Here is an 18660-nt window from a genome sequence, read left to right as displayed (position 1 = left end):
TGAAGGGGATTGGTCTGGCTGATTGCTCCGTCAGGGGCTAACCGTTAGCCCCTGACGGAGCAACATGATCCGGTGGCTGGCGCTGGGCTATTAACAGGCGGCCGCGCCGGGGCCAGTTACAGCCCCCCGCAGCCTGGGCCTTACCAGATTCGTCTACAGGCTTGGCTTGATAGCTACACGGCAATATGCAGGATCACCCGCGTACCGCAGGCTTCACCCGAGGCATTTTCCAGATCTTCAATCTGCATAGTGGTGGCTTTGCCGTGCAACTCATTGATGAGTCTGATGCGCTGAGATGTAATCTGCATGCCCAGCGACTTGCTTTTGGTGGCCGACTTGCTCTTCAGCTCAGCCGCCCGCTTGCGTCCCACCCCATCATCTTCAATGCGGCACACCAGCATATTTTCTTCCAGCCGAATGCCAATCTGAATATGGCCGGCTCCCTCCTTGTGCAGCAACCCATGCCAGATGGCATTCTCTACATACGGCTGAATCAACAAGGGAGGAATCTCCACCACATCGGGCTCCACCTCCTCATCAAGGTCAATCCGATAACTGAAGCGGTGGTTGAAGCGCAAAGCTTCCATGTCCATGTAGAGTTTTAAAGCCTCCAGTTCATTATCCAGGGTGACTAACGCCGAATTGGAGTTTTGCAGAATGAGCCGGATGAGCCGGGAGAACTTGGCCAGGTATTCCGAGGCTGAGTCGGGCTCATTTTTAAGGATGAAGGTGTTGATGGAGTTGAGGCTATTGAAGATAAAGTGGGGGTTCATCTGCGCCCGCAGGGCCTGCATCTCCATCTCCGAGAGCTTCTTGCTGAACTCCGCTTTCTGCTGAGCCTCGTGAGTTTTGCGGGCTTCTGCCTGACGAATCTGATCCACCCGGTAGCAAAATCCCGTAGATATCATACTCACCAGGGTGGCTAATGCAAGCGAGATAAACCACCAGGTGCGCCACCAGGGCGGAGCAATATGAATGCGGATTGCTTTTTCGGCCCAGACACCATCGCTATTGGCCGCTTTCACCCGGAAGGTATATTGGCCCGGCGGTACGTTGTAGTAGTAAGCCACTTTTTCTTCACCCGCTTTACGCCAGGCATTTTCCAGGTCCTCCAGTCTGAACAGGTGCCGGTTTTGGGCCGGATCACTGTAGTGAATACCGGCAAACTCAAACGAAAACAGGTTCTGGTTGTAGGCCAGCCGGATTTCTTTCGCCTGGGAAAGAGGCTCCTGCACAGGCCCTACGCTACCCGGAATAACCGGCTGATCGGCAATCCGGAAGGCATTGATAACCACCTTAGGCGGGGTGGTATTGGTTGTCAGTTGCTCCGGATTAACCACAAAATAGCCACTGCCCCCACCGAAGTAAAGCGCATCCGTTTTGCTTTTATAGACACCAGTGGGCATAAAATGGGCCGGATCGTCGTGCCTGTCGTAGCTAACCAGTTCGTTTCGCGATGGATTCAGCCGACATATACCCACCGAAGCGCTGATCCACAACGCTTTCTGACTATCCTCCAGAATACCGTTTACGATGATGCTCCCCGCCAACTCGTTGGCAGGACCGTTAAAGCGCGTAAACGTGTCTACGGTGTAATTGCTCCGGTACAGGCCCGAGGTGGTGCCTACCCACAAGATACCACTGGCATCCTGACAGATACTGTGAATGCTGGCGCTATCAAGGAAGTGACGGGACCTTCCGGTTCGCGGATCAAACTGGTTCAATCCATTGTACCAGTCTCCCGACCACAATTTCCCAGCCTGGTCTTCATAAATGCGGTGGCTAGGCGTGCCCGGATTTTTTTTGTTTGAGCGGTACAGGATTTCACGCCCTCGGTTCATCCGCTTCAAACTACCCCCTGTGAACATTACCCAGAATGTTCCCTGCTGGTCTTCAGTTAAGGCCTGAATGTTTACGTTTACCAAACTACTATCTTCACCCGAACGGGTTCCATAGCGGATAAACCGCTCCGTTGCCCGGTCATACCGATTAATTCCGTTGCGGGTTCCAACCCATAAATCACCCTGGCGGTCTTCGTAAATGGCTAAAATATCATTATGGCTGATGCTATACGGGTTAACTGGATCATGCAAAAACGCCTGCCTGGCTCCCGTACGGCGGTTTTTGCGGACCAGGCCGGTGGCTGTGCCGTACCATACATTACCCGATGAATCTTCACAGATCGCCGTTACCGGCCCACGCGTAGCCACGTAGGCAATGCTCTTCCGTAACGGTTCAATCCGGTACAGCCCTTGCCAGTAACCAATCCAGAGTGTACCGTCGTGCGAGGTACAGGCCCAGGCAGGAACGATCATCTGCACCCCAGTTTCTTTGTCGGTAAAACTGGGGAAGTGCTTAACCGTTTGCGTCTGGGGATCGTACCGATTCATCCCACTTCCCAACGTACCAAGCCAGATAGCACCGGCAGCGTCTTCGGTGATGAAAGTAATGTGGTTCGTTACCGCTCGAACATCCTTTAGAGCAGGTCTGCTTAACTTTTCCGGATGAGCCGGGTCATACCGGTGCCGCGTAAACGTGCCTTTACTCCGGTCCATCGTATGCAGGCCATCACCGGCAGTGCCCACCCAGAACGTACCGCGGCTGTCTTCCAGGATGGCACTTATTTTGTTATTAATCAATGACCGAGGGTTAGCCGAATCATGCAGATACCGGGTAAACCGACCTGTTTTTTTGTCGAAGCGATTGAGTCCTCCTTCATCGGTTTTACCACCCTCATCCCCCCAGACACTGCCCGTACCCACCCAAAGGGTACCCTGCCGGTCTTCGTAAAGACTCGTTACACGGTTGCAACTTAAACTGCTGGGATCATTTGGTTTGTGATAATAGTGGTAAAACGTGCCGGTTTTCGGATCGAAGCGGTTCAGGCCATTCATGGTACCAATCCACAGCATCCCGTCGCGGTCTTCCAGAATGGATCGGGTCTTGTCGTGGCTCAGGCTGTTGCTGTTTTTGGGGTTATGCCGGTAGTGGGTGAACCGGCCCGTAGCCGGGTCCAGCCGGTCGAGTCCGTGCTTCCAGGTGCCCACCCAGATAATCCCGTTACGACCGGTACAGAGCGTTTGGAGCCGGTTTGCCGCCAGCGAGGTTGAATCGAGCGGGTCGTTGGTGTACGCCACATAGTGGTAGCCATCGTACCGGTAGAGGCCATTGATGGTGGCCAGCCACATGTATCCCTGCGGGTCCTGCACTCCAATAAAACTGGAGGCCGTTGCCCCCGGCGGGGGCGGAACGCGGTGAAAGGTCAACTCCTGGGCAAACAGGGCGTTGACCTTCACCAGCAGACCGATAAGGATACCTAGTTTAAGCGGCTTAGGCATGGCTTACTTAGACAACGAGTCAGTAATGCATTCACACGGGCTGACCTATACGTCTCCTGCTCATTATTCTGCGGAGGTTATAGTAAAGATAGGACCTTTGTAGGTTTTATCCCCGATTGTCAGATAGAGCTCACCTGTTTTAGCCCCGGTCGGCACCGTGACCCGAATCTCGGTACCATTGACTGCCTCTACCGAAGTAGCCGCCACATTGCCGAACCAGATCAGGTTATCGGCCTTTTCCGCTCCAAAATTCTTACCGAATATCCGAATCAACATACCTGGCTTTCCGGCGGACGGTAGTACATAACTAATTTCGGGAGCGGTTTCATCATACATCGGCCGGGCATCCTGCGGAGCTAACGGCGGATAAACAGGCTGTTCACAGGCGCTCAGCAGCAGGGTAGCAGCGATCAGAAACAGGGCGGAGAGGTTGCGTGACGTTTTCATGGCGTTTGTTTGTTTTTGGTTTGCCGCGTCGGCGGTCCGATAGACCAAAACTACCACGCCTGTTGCCCCGGGACTATCCCCACTGAGCAGTTGACAGGAGCCCGTTAGCGGCTTGCCGAAACGCTGAGTAATTAACAACCGCACATCTCCTGAAACATCGCCACTGCCTACGCACCTCGCCGAAACCTTCTTTACTTCATAGCGTTCCTATCAGTATAACCATTGACAGACTCAACCGCTATGATAGAAGGTATTGAATTCGACATCCCCAACATTATCGGCTACCGCATCAGCGGCCATATCACCACTGCCGACATAAAACCCTGGGCCGAGCTACTCGACGCTACGATCAAAGAGCAGGGCAAACTACGGCTCTACGTAGAGTATGACGGCATTGAAGGCCTTACCTGGAATGCCGTTAAAGAAGACCTGAAGTTTGATATCAACCACCTCAGCGATTTTGAGAAAGCGGCTGTAGTGACGGATAAAACCTGGGTGAACCTGCCCGCCCTGGCCGCCAACATCCTGCCCAATCTGGAGGTAAAAACGTTTACGTTTGCGGAGAGACCGCAGGCCATACAATGGATCAAAAGCTGATTAGCGAGCAATGCTCTACTTCACCTGGACACTTCCCGAAAATCCAGTTGCTGAATCAGGGCGGGTGTTTCCGGGGTCAGCGTGAAGAATACGTCGATATTAGCTTTTTCACCTTCGATCAAAAAGTGGCCCCGGAGCTGGTTTTCGGGAATCAACTCCCCAACGCGAATAATCCTGCCGGCTTTGGTGTAGAGCGCCTGCACTTCTTTCCGCCGAAGGTCGACCGATTCGTCGGGGAAGAAGTTTTCCGCGAAGATGTTGCTGCGTTCGGCATTCGGCCAGTCCGGCAATAGCTGCACCAGTTCGGCCTTGCGCTGCGCCAGTATGGGCGATACAGGAAGTTGCCGGGGTTTCAGACCGGCCAGCGCAATCAGGGTATCCACCACGGCCCAGTTGACCGAACTGCCGCTGGTGTAGGTCAGGTTGTTGTACGTAACCACCCCAATGCCGTATTCGGGCAGTACCCACCACTGGCTACCGAAACCGGGTAGGCCGCCGGTATGCCCTACGTATACCCGCCCCTGACAGTCGCGGCTCCAGCGCAGGCCATAGCCGTAGCCACTCACCATGGCGCAGGTGCGCCCACCGGGGTATTTGAACTGCGAATTGAGGCTACTGAAGACCCAGGGCTGCTGCATCTCCCGCACCGAACTGCGTTTGACGGGGCCATTGTCGGCATCGCTGCGCGGGGGCCAGGCCATCAGGTGCAGGGCCATGTAGTTGCTGAAATCCGCAATGGATGTGATCAGCCCGCCCATAGCCCCATATGAGCCGTCGTGCAGCAGCGGCTCTTCTTTCCATTGATTGTCTCCCCAGCGGTAGCCATGCGCCAGCTGACCGGCCGGTACTTTTGTATATTCCCATTGGGTATCGTTCATGCCGAGCGGCTTCAGAATGGTCTCGGTGATGTATTGCTGGTAGGGCTTGCCGGATACGTTGCTGATGATGGCCCCCAGCATGGCAAAACCCAGATTGCTGTACTCATACGCCACACCCGGTACATTTGAGTTTGAAATACCGCCCTTGATCAGGTTAATCAGGTCGTCATCGGAATCGGCTAGTTGGCGGTCGCCCCAGGGGTTGTCTTCCGGAAAACCAGCCGAATGCGTCATCAAATGCCGAATGGTAATCAGCGGTGCATCGTTGCTGAGGTATTGTAGCTGCTTCATCGCCGGAATATATTGCTGCACGGGATCATCGAGCCTGAGCTTACCGGCATCGCGGAGTTTCAGAATGGCCATAGTGGTGAGGCTCTTGGTCATTGACGCAATGCGAAAGAGCGATCTGGGCGTCACCGGCGTCTGTTTAGCCACATCGGTGTAGCCGAAGCCGTTGGCGTGAATCAACTTCCCGTCTACCACAATGCCGAACGCCATACCCGGCACGTGATTGGTCGTGGCAAACTCCCGGTAGAGCTTTTCGATAGTGGGGATGGCGGCTACGATTTTCCGCAGCCGATCGGGGTCCGTAAAGGCCGGCGGCTGATACGCCGGATTGTATACGGACGAGGGGGACTTGCCCGAAGCCGACGGTTTCTGGCCGTAGGCTGTGATAACCAGTAACAGGCATAAAGGCAGGAGAAACTTCTTCATAAGCAGGAAAATACTTTTTTAACCGGTGAAAAGTGAACGGGTTACGGTCTCCTTCGCTATTTTAGTGCGTATTTTAAGCATTCTCGGCCTTACTCACTCATTTATTTCCTGTCATGATTGTCAGAAAAAACCTGAAACTAAAAATCATCATAAAATTACAGTGGAAAATTCTACTAATTTCGTTTCTGCTGGGCCTAATTCCTACCCTTTTATACTACCTCGGCATCCAGATGGAGTATACCCTGGGCGTACCTGTCTCCATTCTGGGTACAACCCTGGCGTTTTTTATCGGCTTCCGGAACAATAACGCCTATGGCCGCTGGTGGGAAGCCCGGATGATCTGGGGTGAACTGGTCAACAATAGCCGGAGCTATGCCGCCGAAGTGCTGAATCTGCTCAGCACCAATGACTCCAGCTTCAAAGACGAAGATGAATTGAAGCTGATCCAACGGGATTTGATCTACAACGAAATTGGGTTTGTTTACGCCCTGAAGACGCATCTGCGCAAGCAACCCATCGAAAAAGAAGCCAAACGGTTCTTTTCAGAAAAGGACTGGGAGGAGATTGCCTGGCAACAGAATATTCCCAACGCGATTCTGCTTCAGATTTCCCGGAAACTCCGCCACTGTTTCGATATGGGCTACACGGATGTACACCAGTATATTCAGTTTGACCGCAAAATCAACGTGTTCTTCGATATTCTGGGGAAGTGCGAACGCATCAAGAATACCATATTTCCCCGGCAGTACGACTACTTTGCCAAAATGACTTTCTACGTTTTTCTGACCATGCTTCCTTTTTCACTGGTGGAGCATACCAAATGGCTGACTATTCCGGTCACCATGCTGATTGGCTTCGTCTTCGCCGTGTTGACAACGATAGGGCAACGCATTGAAACACCGTTTGAGAACGACATCAACGACACGCCGATGAGTTCAATATCGAAGACTATAGAAATTAATCTTCGGCAAATGCTGGGCGAACGGGAAGGCTTACCTACACCCGAACCGCAGGTCGACGGCTTTTTATTTTAACTTAATCAACCTGATGCTTAACTTAAACCGTAACGTATGAAACGGACGTTTTTACATTCCCTTGTGCTGCTGCTGGTCATAACGGCCGGGTACGCCCAAACGCTGCCGTCGCCGAAAGAGCATTTCGGCTTCAACATCGGTGATGATTATCACCTGACTACGTATACGCAAACCGAAGCGTACTTCAAAAAACTGGCCGCTTCGGACCGGACCAAACTGGTTGACATTGGTATGACCGAAGAAGGCCGGCACCAGTATATGCTGATTGTATCCTCCCCGGAGAATCTCAAAAAACTGGACCGCTACCAGGAAATTTCCCGCACGATGGCCCGCGCCGAAGACCTCACCGACGAGCAGGCCCGCGCCCTGGCCAACGAGGGAAAAGCCGTGGTCTGGATCGACGGTGGCCTGCATTCGACAGAAACCGTGGGTACCATGCAGCTCATCGAAACGGCCTGGCAACTGGTTAGCCGCAAGGACCCTGAAACGATGCGTATTCTGGACAATGTAGTGATTCTGCTGACCCACGCCAACCCGGACGGCCATGAGCTGGTCGCCAACTGGTACATGCGCGAACCGAAGCCCGAAAAGCGCTCGCAGGATAACCTGCCCCGGCTGTACCAGAAATACATCGGCCACGATAACAACCGCGACTTCTTTATGATGAACATGAAGGAGACGCAGAACATGGGCCGTCAGTTGTTTGTCGAGTGGATTCCGCAGATCATGTACAACCACCACCAGCGCGGTCCGGCGGGTTCGGTACTGGCCGGCCCCCCCTACCGCGATCCGTTCAATTACGTGTTCGACCCGCTGATGATTACGGGGATCGACGCCCTGGGAGCGGCCATGTATAACCGGCTGAATGCCGAAAACAAACCCGGCTTCACCCGGCTCAACGGCGCTAGTTTCTCGACCTGGTACAATGGCGGTCTGCGCACCACCACCCACTTCCACAACATGATCGGGCTGCTGACCGAGATCATCGGCAACCCCACGCCCGAAGAGGTGCCACTGGTACCGAACCGACTTATTCCGAACGGAGCTACCCCCAACCCGGTTACCCCGCAGAAATGGCATTTTAAGCAATCAATCGACTATTCGCTCTCGCTGAACTATGCCGTGCTGGATTATGCCGCCCGGCACCGCGACGAACTCCTGTTCAATATTTACCGGATGGGCAAAAACTCCATCGAGCGCGGCAGCCGCGATTACTGGACCCTCTCACCCAAAAAAGTGGAAGTTATTACGCAGGCATATCAGGCCGACCAGCGAAAAGCGACCAGCCCCGGCAGTAACACGGCAGCCACGGCATCAAACGATCCGTTCGGCTGGTCGAACCGGGGCGGTATTCCTGCCAAATACTACGATTCGGTCTTTAAAGCACCGGCGCTGCGCGACCCACGGGGCTTCATCATCCCGGCCGATCAGGCCGATTTCCCCACGGCGGTGAAGTTTATCAACGCCCTGATCCGGACAGGTATTCTGGTTCATAAGGCAACGGCCGACTTTACGGTGGCCGGCAAGAGCTACCCTGCCGGTTCTTATATCGTGAAGACCAATCAGGCCTTCCGGCCGCACCTGCTGGACATGTTCGAGCCGCAGGACCATCCCAACGATTTTCAATATCCGGGCGGTCCCCCGATCCGGCCCTACGATGCCGCCGGCTGGACCCTTGCCTACCAGATGGGCGTGCAATTCGACCGGGTACAGGATGATTTTACCGGCCCTTTCCAGCGTATTCCCTACGGCGAACTACAGGCCCCCAAAGGTCGCGTAGAAACGGCTGGGGCGGGCTATGTGCTAAGCGCCCGCGCCAACAACTCGTTTGCTGCGGTCAATGATCTGCTCAAAGCAGGAGTTGATGTTTACCGGGTGCCCGAAGGCATTCCGGGTAACCCAGCGGCCGGCACCGGCGCTTTCTTTGTACCGGCTTCGGCTAAAGCCAAAACGCTGCTGGAAAAATCGGCGAATGAGCTGGGGTTGACCGTCACCGGCATTGCCAAACGGCCGGCGGGTGCTACCGTGAAAGTGGCTCCGTTGCGCATTGCCCTGTGGGATACCTACGGCGGCTCGATGCCGTCAGGCTGGGTGCGCTGGCTCATGGAGCAGTACCACTTCCCGATGCAGGTAATTTATTCAAACGATGTTGACGCCGGTGATCTGCGCAAAAAGTACGACGTGATCGTGTTTGTGACCCGCGCCATTCCGGCCGTGGGCGCAACCGGCCAAAGTAACGAGTATGGGTATGCCAGCCGCGAACCCAAAGCCGAAGAACTGCCCGCCGAGTACCGCCCCTGGCTGGGTAAGATCAGCGCCGATAAGTCCATTCCGCAGTTGAAGAAATTTATGGAAGCAGGCGGCTCGGTGGTAACCATCGGCTCCAGCACCAACCTGGCCTATCACCTGGGCCTGCCTGTACGGAACGCCCTGATGGAGATGACCAACAGCGGTCAGGAGCGCCCGCTACCGGCCGAGAAATACTATATTCCCGGCAGCATCCTGCGCGTCAGCCTCGATTCGACGCAGCAGGCGGCCTGGGGTATGCCGGCCGAAGGTGATGTGTATTTTGAAGCCAGCCCGGTCTTCAGGCTGGCACCTGAGGCCGTAGCCCGTGGCGTGGTGAAGCCCCTGGCCTGGTTCCCGACCAACAAGCCGCTGCGCAGCGGCTGGGCCTGGGGACAGTCGTATCTGCAGGATGGTGTTGCGGCTTTTGTGGCACCGGTCGGTACCGGCAAACTGTATGCCTTTGGTCCGGAGATCACCTTCCGCGCCCAGGCTCACAATACCTTTAAGCTGCTTTTCAACCAGCTTTACGCCAATGCGGCCGTGAAGTAAAAAAGGTTTGTCGGCGATACCGTCGCCGACAAACCAATCCTTCTTACCTGGATAAACAGCATGGCCTATAAGGGTGGGATTCTACTCCTTAAAACACTTCGCCCAGGTTGAAGTATACCCCCTGCGAGCCTTCAATGCCGAAGGCATAGTCGATGGCCAGATTGGTCCGCGATAGTTTGTTCATACGGAGCCGTAAGCCCAGGCCGGCGGCCGGCGCTACCCGTTCGAAGCGGTGCGGACTGTCGGTAAACTGGCGGGTAAAATAGGGTTGGCTCACTGTCTGGGCATTCACGAAAACGACCCCGCCCAACAAACGATCCGCCGTAATCCCAAAGCGCAGTTCGGCCTCGGCATAGAGCAGGTCTTTCCCCCGGAACCGCCCCTGAATATAACCGCGTCCGGTATTGCTGCTGATGTCCCAGCCCGTGGCCGGAAGATCCAGGAACGGCGGGTTGCCGGATAGCGTCAGGGCATTATACGACCAGAAAGCCAGTACCGTTTCGGGCCGGGAGGCCGACAGGGAGACATACTTGCGAACGTCCAGCTGCAACAACTGCGATGGCCGGTCGCTGCCCAGCCGCGTCAGGTTTTGCCGAAACACCAGATTGGCATAAAAACCCTGCAGGGTGTTAATGGAGTTCGGGCGGTTGTCGTACAGCAGGTTGAGAGTTGGTCCGGCGGCAACCGAGCGCCCCGATACGCCGAACGGATATCGGGAAATGGCCAATCGTTCGCGCCGGTCATCATAACTGTCGATACCCCAGTGCAGATCCAGTTGCATACCCAGGCCTCCGTACAGGTTAGAGGCCAGCCGGCGAAGCAGGGTAACATAGCTGCGCAGGTACTGGTAATCCATGTTAATAATCCGGTCGGTGGTGGTGTACATGCCCAGGCCGTAAGTAGCCTGCGGATAGTGCATCAGTCGCATATCGGTAGTTAGATTCCAGGTGTTGTGCGCCGTCCAGTAATTCAGCATACTGGTCAGTATTTGCTGATTATTGGCCGTATAAGAAAGAGTTGAGATCTGCGTAGACACATTGGCGAACGGGCGCCGAAACGCCACATTGCCCAAAACCTGTCCCAGCAGGCCGGTTTGCCTGGAGTAGCCGACCTGCGGAATAATCCAGACCAGCGGACGACCGTTCTGGAGCTTGGTGGTGTCACGCTCTTTCATAATGCGCCTTCCAGCGCCATAACGCACCGCTAAGGTTCGCACTATATCGAGTATATCCCGCTGCGAACCAACGAGTTGTGGCGTCCCGGGAGACTCCCCGTTCCGACCGGCAGCAATATCGGCCAACACCTCGGTTTGGGCAAGGGTTGCGGGCAGGTAACCCACCAGCCACAGGACAGGCATAAGGCGGAAAAACGTACGCATCAACGAATAACGCTCCTCAATGGGCAGCGTTGAGCTTATCTTTTTTGAGGGCGAAAATGGCAGGATATTTTGTATTCTGGCTGTTTTAATCAGAATATAATCAGAGGGCCAGATCGTAATCGTACCCCTGCCGGTGCCAGAAGTCGCGGGGCCGCTCGTCGGCGAAGAAAATGCGACCGATGCATTTGAGGCTCTTGACACCGTACTTAACGGGTATCATCAGCCGCAGGGGTGCGCCGTGCAAATCGGTTAGCGGCTGGCCGTTCATTTCGTAAGCCAGCAGCGTCTGCGGATGCAGGGCGCTTTCGATGTCCAGACCAACATAATACTTGCCATCCGGCGTTTCCAGGCCAACGTACCGGAACCAGTCTTTGGTTACCGGATTGGGCTGGTCGTTACGGGTACCCAATTGGTACTTCGCCACAAAATCAGAAAAGCGGGCACCGGACCAGTGCTGAATCTGACTCCAGCCTTCGACACATTTGAAGTTGAACACCAGGTCGTGCTTGGGCAGCGCTTTTATATCGTCGAGCGCGAGGGTCAATTGCCTGCCGGGGCCGTTTGCCGACGGCTGTTCAACCCGCAACTGCCAATCGTCGGGACTGGCACCCGGTTGTAGCCCCACGCGGCCGTTGACGCGCACCTGCCGGGCCGCCTGCTCCACCGGAAACGTTGGGGCCAGATTTGCGTGGCTGAAGAACACATCGTTTACCTCCTCGTTTGCCCTTAGCACCTCCCGGAATACATCCGGCAAGCCGTTGACTTTAGGCCGGGAGCCAATCCATTTCCAGATACCATACGGCACCAGACTGGCTACGCTAAACAGCGCAAACGCTTTAATGGTACGCCGGCGAATCTGCTGGTCGGTGGTTAGCTCCTCGCGCTGCGACTTGCCCACGGGTGGGTTTGTGTTATTTTCCATACGGAATGACGTCAAAACCGGCCACCATGCTCCGGAAGTTATTCCAGCCCGCCCGTATCACCTGCATGATATGAACGACGAAAAACAACACATAGCCGATTGTCAGCGCAAAGTGGATGAGCCGGGCGCTTTCGTAGCCGCCGAGCAGGGTGGTCAGCCAGGCCTGCTGCGTCGGCTTGTAAATGGCCAGCCCCGTCAGCAGGGAGCCCAGCCCCATCAGGATAACGGCCGAATAAGCAATCTTCTGCGCGGCATTGTATTTGAGGGCTTCGGGTGCCTGCCGGCGAATACCCAGGTCGTGCAGCACCACCAGCCACGCGTCGCGAAACGAGTGCCGGTTAGGCACCAGATGCCGCCATTCCCCCGAAAACAGCGTGTAGGCTACGTACAGGACGCCATTGATGGTAAACAGCCACATGAATACAAAATGCCAGGCCATGCCCTCGGCCAGCCGCCGGCGGAGGTTGAGCGCCTGAAAAAACCCATCGGGGAAGAATTTGACAAGCACGGCATCAGCGACCTGTATTTTGTAAGGGTGATAGGCCCAGTAGATCAGCAGGCCGCTCCAGATCATCACGGCCAGCAAGGGAAAGTTGACCCAGTGGAACCACCGGATGGCCAGTGGGTGCTTATTTTCAACAATACGTTTCATGGTGGGCTGCATCAGTTATCTTGACAATATACCGATAAATCCGATAAACTGGATTTATCGGCCCAGCCGCCGGGCCATGCAACTTGCGTGAATTGTCGCCTACCCGACAAAAAAGCCACAGAGATACACTCCGTGGCTTTTTTGTTCCGTAGTCTTTGTTTTTGTCAGCCGGGATAGCAAAAATTATGGTTTCGTGGCTTTCGCCGTTTGCGCCTGGGCCAGTTTAACGGCTTCGTAGAGGTTCACGACCGCACCGGTTTTCGACAGTTCGGCAAAGCTGACAGGCTCTTTGGAGCCGGGCTTAGTCACCTGGAGCGGATATCGAACGGCCGAGTCGACAATGATCTTCTTAATGGCTTCGGCGCTTAGTTGCGGGAAGTACGACTTCAGCACGGCGGCAATGCCCGTCACCACCGGCGCGGCCATACTGGTACCGCTATGATTCTGGTACTCGCTGCCCGGCACCGTCGAGAAAATGTCAACCCCTGGTGCAAATACATCGACCTTGTGGCGACCGTAGTTTGAAAACTCCGCCACCATCGTGCGGCCCTTCGCGCGACCCGTCGCTCCCACCGTAATCATGTTCGGAATTTCCTGTCCATTGATATACGCTACCGACGGATACTGATCCTTAGCGTCCAGATCGAGATGGTCATTACCGGCCGCGTGTACCAGCAAGACACCTTTGGTTTCGGCATACCTGATAGCCTGATCTACGGCTTCGCGCTGGGGCGAATGACTTTTACCGAAGCTCATGTTGATAATCGAAGCACCATTATCGACCGCATAACGGATGGCGTTGGCTACGTCTTTATCCCGCTCGTCGCCGTCCGGTACGGCCCGGATTGCCATAATACGAACGTTGTTGGCTACCCCGTTTACCCCCAGGTTGTTTTCGCGGTCGGCGGCAATAATGCCGGCAACGTGCGTACCGTGGTCGGCATCTGGCCCCGTCACATCGGAGTTGCCGTATTTTGTCTCTTTCCAGTTCTCCGGGTTATCACCGACAATGTCGCGGGGATTATACTCCGGATTATACGCATAATCGACCCGGGCGTTGATCTGCTCGACGGCTTTGGAAAGTTCATCTATGGCCGTATCGGCATCACCAAAATTGGCACTCGTCAGAAAGCTGTACAGGAACATAGCATTTTGCTGAGCACGGGCATCGGCCGACTTAAGCGTCTGGAGCGTTGTCGTATCCAGTTTGGTTACCTGTAAGGCTTTCTTCAACTCTTCCGTCGAGGCTTTTACCCGGCTAAACAACTGGTTGTAGGGTTGTTTATAGGCGGCATATTCGGCCAGTTTCTTCCGGTAGTCGGTGCGGGCCTTTACAAACTGATCGTATTCCTTCTGCTTATCAGCCGGTACCGCCGAGCGTTCTTTGCCTTCGTACAACGGCTTCAGTTTAGCATATAAGCGGGTCTCTTCGGCCTGTTCGTAGCGAACGTTCCGGCCGTCTTTGCCACCGAGGAAATTCCAGCCAAACACATCATCGACATAGCCGTTACCATCATCATCGATGCCGTTACCCGGAATTTCTTTTGGATTTTTCCAGAGAATGCGCTTCAGGTCTTCGTGGGTGGTATCAACACCCCCATCGATTACGGCGACAATGACCGGCGTCGCTTTCCTGTCTTTCAGGAGCTCCTGATACGTCCGTTCGGTGCTGATACCGAGGGCAGTATCCCCTTTAGGTTCCGCGTGAAACCACTGATAGGTTTGGCCCATGCCGGCAAAGGGAATGAGCAGCCCCAACGTATAGACGAAAAATACGCGGGCGATTGGCTTTTTTATAAACATAAAATGCAGTGTCGCATCGGGTATGGGCGATGCACCCGACAAAATTTAGGCTAGATTTGTATTATAACGTGCAAAGCCGAATAATCGTTTTATTTCTATAAGTCCTTTTTGGCAGATTGTCAAGCAGGTACTGCAACTGATTCTGTTGTACCTTTGTTATACCGTTAAAGAAATCCGCTACATGGCATTTTATCACTTTCACCATAATAAGGCCCGGCACGTAAAAATTCATCACGGCGACTGCCCGGAGTGCAATGAAGGCAAAGGCAAACAAACCCGGAGTGGCCGGGGTACCACAACCGGCAACTGGAGCCCTCCGTTTAACAGCTATCTGAAAGCGTACCAAGACGCTAACACCTTAGCCAGACAACTCAGTGTACGGGTCGAAGACCACGACTGCATCGAAAAAATGCGGGCTGAGAAAAGCCTGGGCGCTATTGAAAAAACGGCGGAGGAGCCTGTAAATTCGTAATGTTAATCAGGCCGGGCTATCGGCCTGAGCTGGAAAAGAAATCGGGTGGATGCCTTGTAACAGGGCATCCATTTATTTTACCCGCCCTACCAGCCACAGGATTACCAGCCCGAACATGCTCATCAAGGCAACGGAGCCCAGTTGGGCCTCATTCAGTCCGAGTAACTGCTGTTGGGAGGGTATCCGCGACGACCACGTGGAAAAGCCAAAACCGGATACAAAGAAAAAGCCGACAATTGCCAGCCGGCTGATTCGGGGAGATGCTACTGTTGTTGGGATATTCAGATTCACTGCCTTGCCTGCAAAGTCCGTACTCACTACCGCACAGGTAACATAGCTGAACAGGGTTTGTCAGAGTTCTGACATTCTGCGTATATAGGTAGAGTCCTTTTTTATTATTGCTTTATGTTGGCAAAGGTAAAGGGGTCAGTTTGGGATGGGTTTCATAAAGGGTTAGGAGAAGTAGTATATGCTCCCACAAAAATACTTTATATTTATAGTTTCTAACCGACAAACACAACCCTATGCCCTCATCCAGACGGAAATTTATACAACGCCTGACGGCGGCTTCGGCATTGGCCGCGACCCAGTCCATCGCCAAGCCTATTGTGCAGGTGATTCGCCCCCAGGCACCGGCCTACATCCCTAATCTGAAATCGGTCAGCCCTAACGACAAAATCCGCTTTGCCACCATCGGCATGGGTATTCAGGGCAACTACGATACCCGCGCAGCCCTGCGTAATCCGGACGTAGAACTGGTGGCCGTGGCCGATTTGTACCAGGGCCGGCTCCAAACGGCCAAAACCGCATTCAACAACCCGGACCTGTTCACTACCCGCGATTTCCGGGAAATTCTGGCCAAGCCGGACATCGACGCGGTACTTATTGTAACGCCCGACCACTGGCACGACCATATCACCATTGCCGCGCTGAAAGCGGGTAAGCACGTGTACTGCGAAAAGCCGATGGTCCACCACATTAATGAAGGCAAAGCCGTGATCGATGCCTGGAAGAAATCGGGCAAGACCATGCAGGTGGGCAGCCAGCGCATCAGCAGCGCGGCTTTCCAGGAAGCCAAGCGGATGGTGCAGGCCGGCGATATCGGGGCCATCAACTACATCGAGTCGAACAACGACCGCTTTAACGCCATCGGGGCCTGGAACTACTCCATTCCGCCCGATGCGTCTCCGCAGACAGTAGACTGGGACCGCTTTATCGGCGATGCGCCCAAGCGGCCGTTTGATGCCAAGCGCTTCTTCCGCTGGCGGAATTACCGCGATTACGGCACGGGCGTAGCCGGTGACCTCTTCGTTCACCTGATTACCGGGGTGCATTTTGTAACAAATTCACTAGGCCCCAACCGCATTTTCTCGTCGGGTAACCTGGCCTACTGGAAAGATGGTCGTGATGTACCCGATGTGATGACGAGTATCATGGACTACCCCAAAACCGACCAGCACGAGGCTTTCCAGATGGTGCTGCGGGTGAACTTTGCCAATGCCGGCAAGATCCAGAACGTAACGCGCATCATCGGCAACGAAGGGCAGATCGAGTTTTCGGAAGATAACCTGATCCTGACCAGGAAAAAACTTCCGATGGCTCCCGGCTATGGCAACTACGACAGCTATTTCACGTTTACGCCGGAGGTGCAGCAGGAGTTTGTGAGACAGTACGACGCCCAGTACCCGCCCGAAACCCGCAAAGCCGATCCTGTAAAAGAAATGCGCTTTGAAGCACCGAAAGACGACGATGCGCACGGCAAACACTTTGGTGATTTCTTCACCAACGTACGCGCCGGCAGTCAGGGCACTATTGAGGACCCCGTTTTCGGTTTCCGCGCTGCCGCCCCGGTGCTGGCCTGCAACGAAAGCTACTTTTCGAACAAAGTAGTGTACTGGGACCCCGTGACCATGACCCAAAAGACCGGCCCCGAAGCAACGGCCGCTAAAAAATCGGGCGCTCCGGCCAAAAAACCGGCGGCATCGGCGACGGCGAAGAAGTAGTACCCAGTACCCCGGAATATAATTCCGGTATACAACAGCCGGAATTACATTCCGGGGTACAGAATCCCAAACATAACGCCACACCCGTTTAGTTGAACCCTTGATTCTCAACTAAACGGGTGTGGCGTTATGCGTTTTATTCCAACAAAAGTTCACGGAGTCTTAGACTACCTGAGCGGAGGGCTGTTTCTGGCCTCTCCCTGGTTATTTGGTTTTGCTGATAAGCCGGCCGCAAAGTGGGTGCCGGTAGCGGCCGGCACGGCGGCTATTACATACTCACTTTTTACCGATTACGAAGCGGGGGTTGTTCGGGAACTGCCCATGAAGACGCACTTGTCGCTGGATTTGGCCGAAGGTGCGTTGCTGGCAGCCTAACCCTGGCTGTTTGGCTTTCCTAAAAAGGTGTATCTGCCGCATATGCTGTTCGGCGTGTTTGCGCTGGGTGCCGGTGTGCTGACGAAACAGACACCGAAGGGGCAAGTAGACCGGACCGGTTCGCCGGTGCGATTGTAGTCCGGTTTTCCGTACCCCGGAATGTAATTCCGGGGTACTACTTCCCAAATGTCTCCATTACGCCAAACATCTCAATGGCTTCTTCGGCGGGGCAGGGATTTGGGCCGTTGCCGAGAAAATACTGCACTACGGCCTCAATCATAGGCTGCTGCACGTGCGTTGGGTGCTGCACCGTTACGGATTGCTCCCCGCCATTGACCCAGACCGAATACTGGTTGCTGAAAACGGTAAACCGGATTCTCCCTGCGGAGCCGATGATTTCGCAGACATCCTCTACAATACCCTCCGGCATGGTAAAACACCAGATGCCGTTGATGATAACCCCGCTTTGCATTCGCATAACGCCCGTGACAATATCCTCGGCATCGTACAACCCGGCCTGGTTGGCACAGAGACCGTAGGCTTCCTGCACCGGTCCGAAGTAGTAGCGCATGAGGTCGAGCTGATGCGGAGCCAGGTCGAAGAAATAGCCACCGCCGGATACGGCAGGGTTAATGCGCCAGTTCTCGTCGGTATTAGCCACCAGCGCCGGTTTGGCCGGTTGCAGCAGTCGCAGGGTAACGCATCGAATGGTTCCGATCGTGCCATCCTGCACCAGTTGACGGATGTGCCGGAACATGGGCATTTCCCGGCGGTAATGCGCCACGCATAGCTTTTGGCCATGCTGCTGCGCGGCCGCCCGCATCCGGTCGGCGGAGGCTTTGGAAACGGTCATGGGCTTCTCTACGTACACCGGTTTTCCGGCCGCAAAGGCAGCAAGGGTATATGCTTCGTGCGAAGAGGGCGGAGTCGCAATGTAAATGGCATTTACGTCGGGGTCGTTGATGAGTTGGTCGGCGTTGTCGTACCATTTCGGGACGCCGTGCCGCTGAGCATAATCGCGGGCTTTGTCGCCGTTCCGGCGCATAACGGCCACCAGCGACGAATTTGGCACTTTATTGAAAGCCGGGCCGCTCTTAACCTCGGTAACATCACCGCAACCGATAATACCCCAACGTACTGTTTCCATCTGACGGGTTTAGTGTTTTGAAGACATTAGATGTTAGACATTGGACGTCCAGCATATAGCAG

At 54.6% G+C, this 18660-nt stretch carries 15 protein-coding genes; 6 read left to right on the top strand and 9 right to left on the bottom strand.

The genetic code is table 11. The features are described 5' to 3' along the window. Nucleotides 1-173: 173 nt before the first annotated feature. Complete coding sequence (locus ABD931_RS06440) at nt 174-3338, bottom strand: two-component regulator propeller domain-containing protein (RefSeq protein ID WP_345265133.1); 3165 nt, start codon at nt 3336-3338, stop codon at nt 174-176. Nucleotides 3339-3401: 63 nt separating this feature from the next. Further along, on the bottom strand, nt 3402-3785 hold the full coding sequence (locus tag ABD931_RS06435) for an IPT/TIG domain-containing protein (protein WP_345265131.1): 384 nt from the start codon (nt 3783-3785) through the stop codon (nt 3402-3404). A 240-nt stretch (nt 3786-4025) separates the two neighbouring features. On the opposite strand from ABD931_RS06435, the gene ABD931_RS06430 reads away from it, so the two are divergent. Beyond that, nucleotides 4026-4382, top strand: coding sequence for a SpoIIAA family protein (locus tag ABD931_RS06430; protein ID WP_345265129.1), 357 nt, complete (start codon nt 4026-4028; stop codon nt 4380-4382). Between the two features lie 20 nt (nt 4383-4402). Here ABD931_RS06430 and ABD931_RS06425 read toward each other — a convergent pair whose 3' ends face one another. After that, the gene (locus ABD931_RS06425; protein ID WP_345265127.1) at nt 4403-5974 is read right to left on the bottom strand and encodes a serine hydrolase domain-containing protein; all 1572 of its coding nucleotides are present in this window, start codon (nt 5972-5974) and stop codon (nt 4403-4405) included. Nucleotides 5975-6087: 113 nt separating this feature from the next. Here ABD931_RS06425 and ABD931_RS06420 point away from each other — a divergent pair, with 113 nt between their 5' ends. Together ABD931_RS06420 and ABD931_RS06415 are read left to right on the top strand one after the other, a co-directional pair. Next, on the top strand, nt 6088-7008 hold the full coding sequence (locus ABD931_RS06420) for a bestrophin family protein (protein WP_345265125.1): 921 nt from the start codon (nt 6088-6090) through the stop codon (nt 7006-7008). A gap of 36 nt (nt 7009-7044) precedes the next feature. Beyond that, on the top strand, nt 7045-9846 hold the full coding sequence (locus ABD931_RS06415) for a M14 family metallopeptidase (RefSeq protein ID WP_345265123.1): 2802 nt from the start codon (nt 7045-7047) through the stop codon (nt 9844-9846). Nucleotides 9847-9934: 88 nt separating this feature from the next. Here the strand turns inward: ABD931_RS06415 and ABD931_RS06410 are convergent, their stop codons facing one another. The 4 genes from ABD931_RS06410 to ABD931_RS06395 form a co-directional block, all read right to left on the bottom strand. Beyond that, complete coding sequence (locus tag ABD931_RS06410) at nt 9935-11203, bottom strand: BamA/TamA family outer membrane protein (protein WP_345265121.1); 1269 nt, start codon at nt 11201-11203, stop codon at nt 9935-9937. A 121-nt stretch (nt 11204-11324) separates the two neighbouring features. Continuing rightward, the gene (locus ABD931_RS06405) at nt 11325-12146 is read right to left on the bottom strand and encodes a molybdopterin-dependent oxidoreductase (protein ID WP_345265119.1); all 822 of its coding nucleotides are present in this window, start codon (nt 12144-12146) and stop codon (nt 11325-11327) included. Further along, nucleotides 12136-12798 carry a cytochrome b/b6 domain-containing protein gene (locus ABD931_RS06400; RefSeq protein ID WP_345265117.1) on the bottom strand — a complete coding sequence of 221 codons (663 nt, stop codon included), beginning with the start codon at nt 12796-12798 and terminating at the stop codon, nt 12136-12138. The genes ABD931_RS06405 and ABD931_RS06400 overlap by 11 nt, the downstream gene beginning before the upstream one ends. A 183-nt stretch (nt 12799-12981) precedes the next feature. Beyond that, the gene (locus ABD931_RS06395) at nt 12982-14601 is read right to left on the bottom strand and encodes a S8 family peptidase (protein ID WP_345265115.1); all 1620 of its coding nucleotides are present in this window, start codon (nt 14599-14601) and stop codon (nt 12982-12984) included. 181 nt (nt 14602-14782) lie between these two features. Between ABD931_RS06395 and ABD931_RS06390 the strand changes: the two genes are divergently transcribed. Further along, entirely contained in the window at nt 14783-15073 is a 291-nt protein-coding gene (locus ABD931_RS06390) for a hypothetical protein (RefSeq protein WP_345265113.1), read from the top strand. Nucleotides 15074-15145: 72 nt separating this feature from the next. Here the strand turns inward: ABD931_RS06390 and ABD931_RS06385 are convergent, their stop codons facing one another. After that, nucleotides 15146-15391: a hypothetical protein gene (locus ABD931_RS06385; RefSeq protein WP_345265111.1), complete on the bottom strand. Its 246-nt coding sequence runs from the start codon at nt 15389-15391 to the stop codon at nt 15146-15148. Nucleotides 15392-15597: 206 nt separating this feature from the next. On the opposite strand from ABD931_RS06385, the gene ABD931_RS06380 reads away from it, so the two are divergent. Together ABD931_RS06380 and ABD931_RS06375 are read left to right on the top strand one after the other, a co-directional pair. Further along, a complete protein-coding gene (locus ABD931_RS06380) occupies nt 15598-17076 on the top strand; it encodes a Gfo/Idh/MocA family protein (protein ID WP_345265109.1) in 1479 nt (492 codons plus the stop codon). A 129-nt stretch (nt 17077-17205) separates the two neighbouring features. Then, complete coding sequence (locus ABD931_RS06375; protein ID WP_345265107.1) at nt 17206-17451, top strand: SPW repeat domain-containing protein; 246 nt, start codon at nt 17206-17208, stop codon at nt 17449-17451. Nucleotides 17452-17626: 175 nt separating this feature from the next. On the opposite strand, the gene ABD931_RS06370 is transcribed toward ABD931_RS06375, so the two are convergent. After that, nucleotides 17627-18598 (bottom strand): Gfo/Idh/MocA family protein, encoded by a 972-nt coding sequence (locus tag ABD931_RS06370; protein WP_345265105.1) that lies wholly within the window; start codon nt 18596-18598, stop codon nt 17627-17629. Between the last annotated feature and the right edge of the window lie 62 nt (nt 18599-18660).

The organism is Nibrella viscosa, from assembly GCF_039541875.1.
Classification (GTDB): domain Bacteria; phylum Bacteroidota; class Bacteroidia; order Cytophagales; family Spirosomataceae; genus Nibrella; species Nibrella viscosa.
The sequence above is the reverse complement of the archived record's forward strand: the minus strand, read 5'-3'. Positions and strand labels throughout refer to the sequence as shown.

Excerpts from the sequence above, each read along its gene's own strand:
- ABD931_RS06370 (WP_345265105.1), bottom strand. The coding sequence starts at position 18,598 with ATGGAAACAGTACGTTGGGGTATTATCGGTTGCGGTGATGTTACCGAG.
- ABD931_RS06440 (WP_345265133.1), bottom strand. The coding sequence starts at position 3,338 with ATGCCTAAGCCGCTTAAACTAGGTATCCTTATCGGTCTGCTGGTGAAG.
- ABD931_RS06425 (WP_345265127.1), bottom strand. The coding sequence starts at position 5,974 with ATGAAGAAGTTTCTCCTGCCTTTATGCCTGTTACTGGTTATCACAGCC.
- ABD931_RS06420 (WP_345265125.1), top strand. The coding sequence starts at position 6,088 with ATGATTGTCAGAAAAAACCTGAAACTAAAAATCATCATAAAATTACAG.
- ABD931_RS06410 (WP_345265121.1), bottom strand. The coding sequence starts at position 11,203 with ATGCCTGTCCTGTGGCTGGTGGGTTACCTGCCCGCAACCCTTGCCCAA.
- ABD931_RS06415 (WP_345265123.1), top strand. The coding sequence starts at position 7,045 with ATGAAACGGACGTTTTTACATTCCCTTGTGCTGCTGCTGGTCATAACG.
- ABD931_RS06390 (WP_345265113.1), top strand. The coding sequence starts at position 14,783 with ATGGCATTTTATCACTTTCACCATAATAAGGCCCGGCACGTAAAAATT.
- ABD931_RS06380 (WP_345265109.1), top strand. The coding sequence starts at position 15,598 with ATGCCCTCATCCAGACGGAAATTTATACAACGCCTGACGGCGGCTTCG.
- ABD931_RS06375 (WP_345265107.1), top strand. The coding sequence starts at position 17,206 with ATGCGTTTTATTCCAACAAAAGTTCACGGAGTCTTAGACTACCTGAGC.
- ABD931_RS06395 (WP_345265115.1), bottom strand. The coding sequence starts at position 14,601 with ATGTTTATAAAAAAGCCAATCGCCCGCGTATTTTTCGTCTATACGTTG.
- ABD931_RS06405 (WP_345265119.1), bottom strand. The coding sequence starts at position 12,146 with ATGGAAAATAACACAAACCCACCCGTGGGCAAGTCGCAGCGCGAGGAG.
- ABD931_RS06430 (WP_345265129.1), top strand. The coding sequence starts at position 4,026 with ATGATAGAAGGTATTGAATTCGACATCCCCAACATTATCGGCTACCGC.
- ABD931_RS06400 (WP_345265117.1), bottom strand. The coding sequence starts at position 12,798 with ATGAAACGTATTGTTGAAAATAAGCACCCACTGGCCATCCGGTGGTTC.
- ABD931_RS06435 (WP_345265131.1), bottom strand. The coding sequence starts at position 3,785 with ATGAAAACGTCACGCAACCTCTCCGCCCTGTTTCTGATCGCTGCTACC.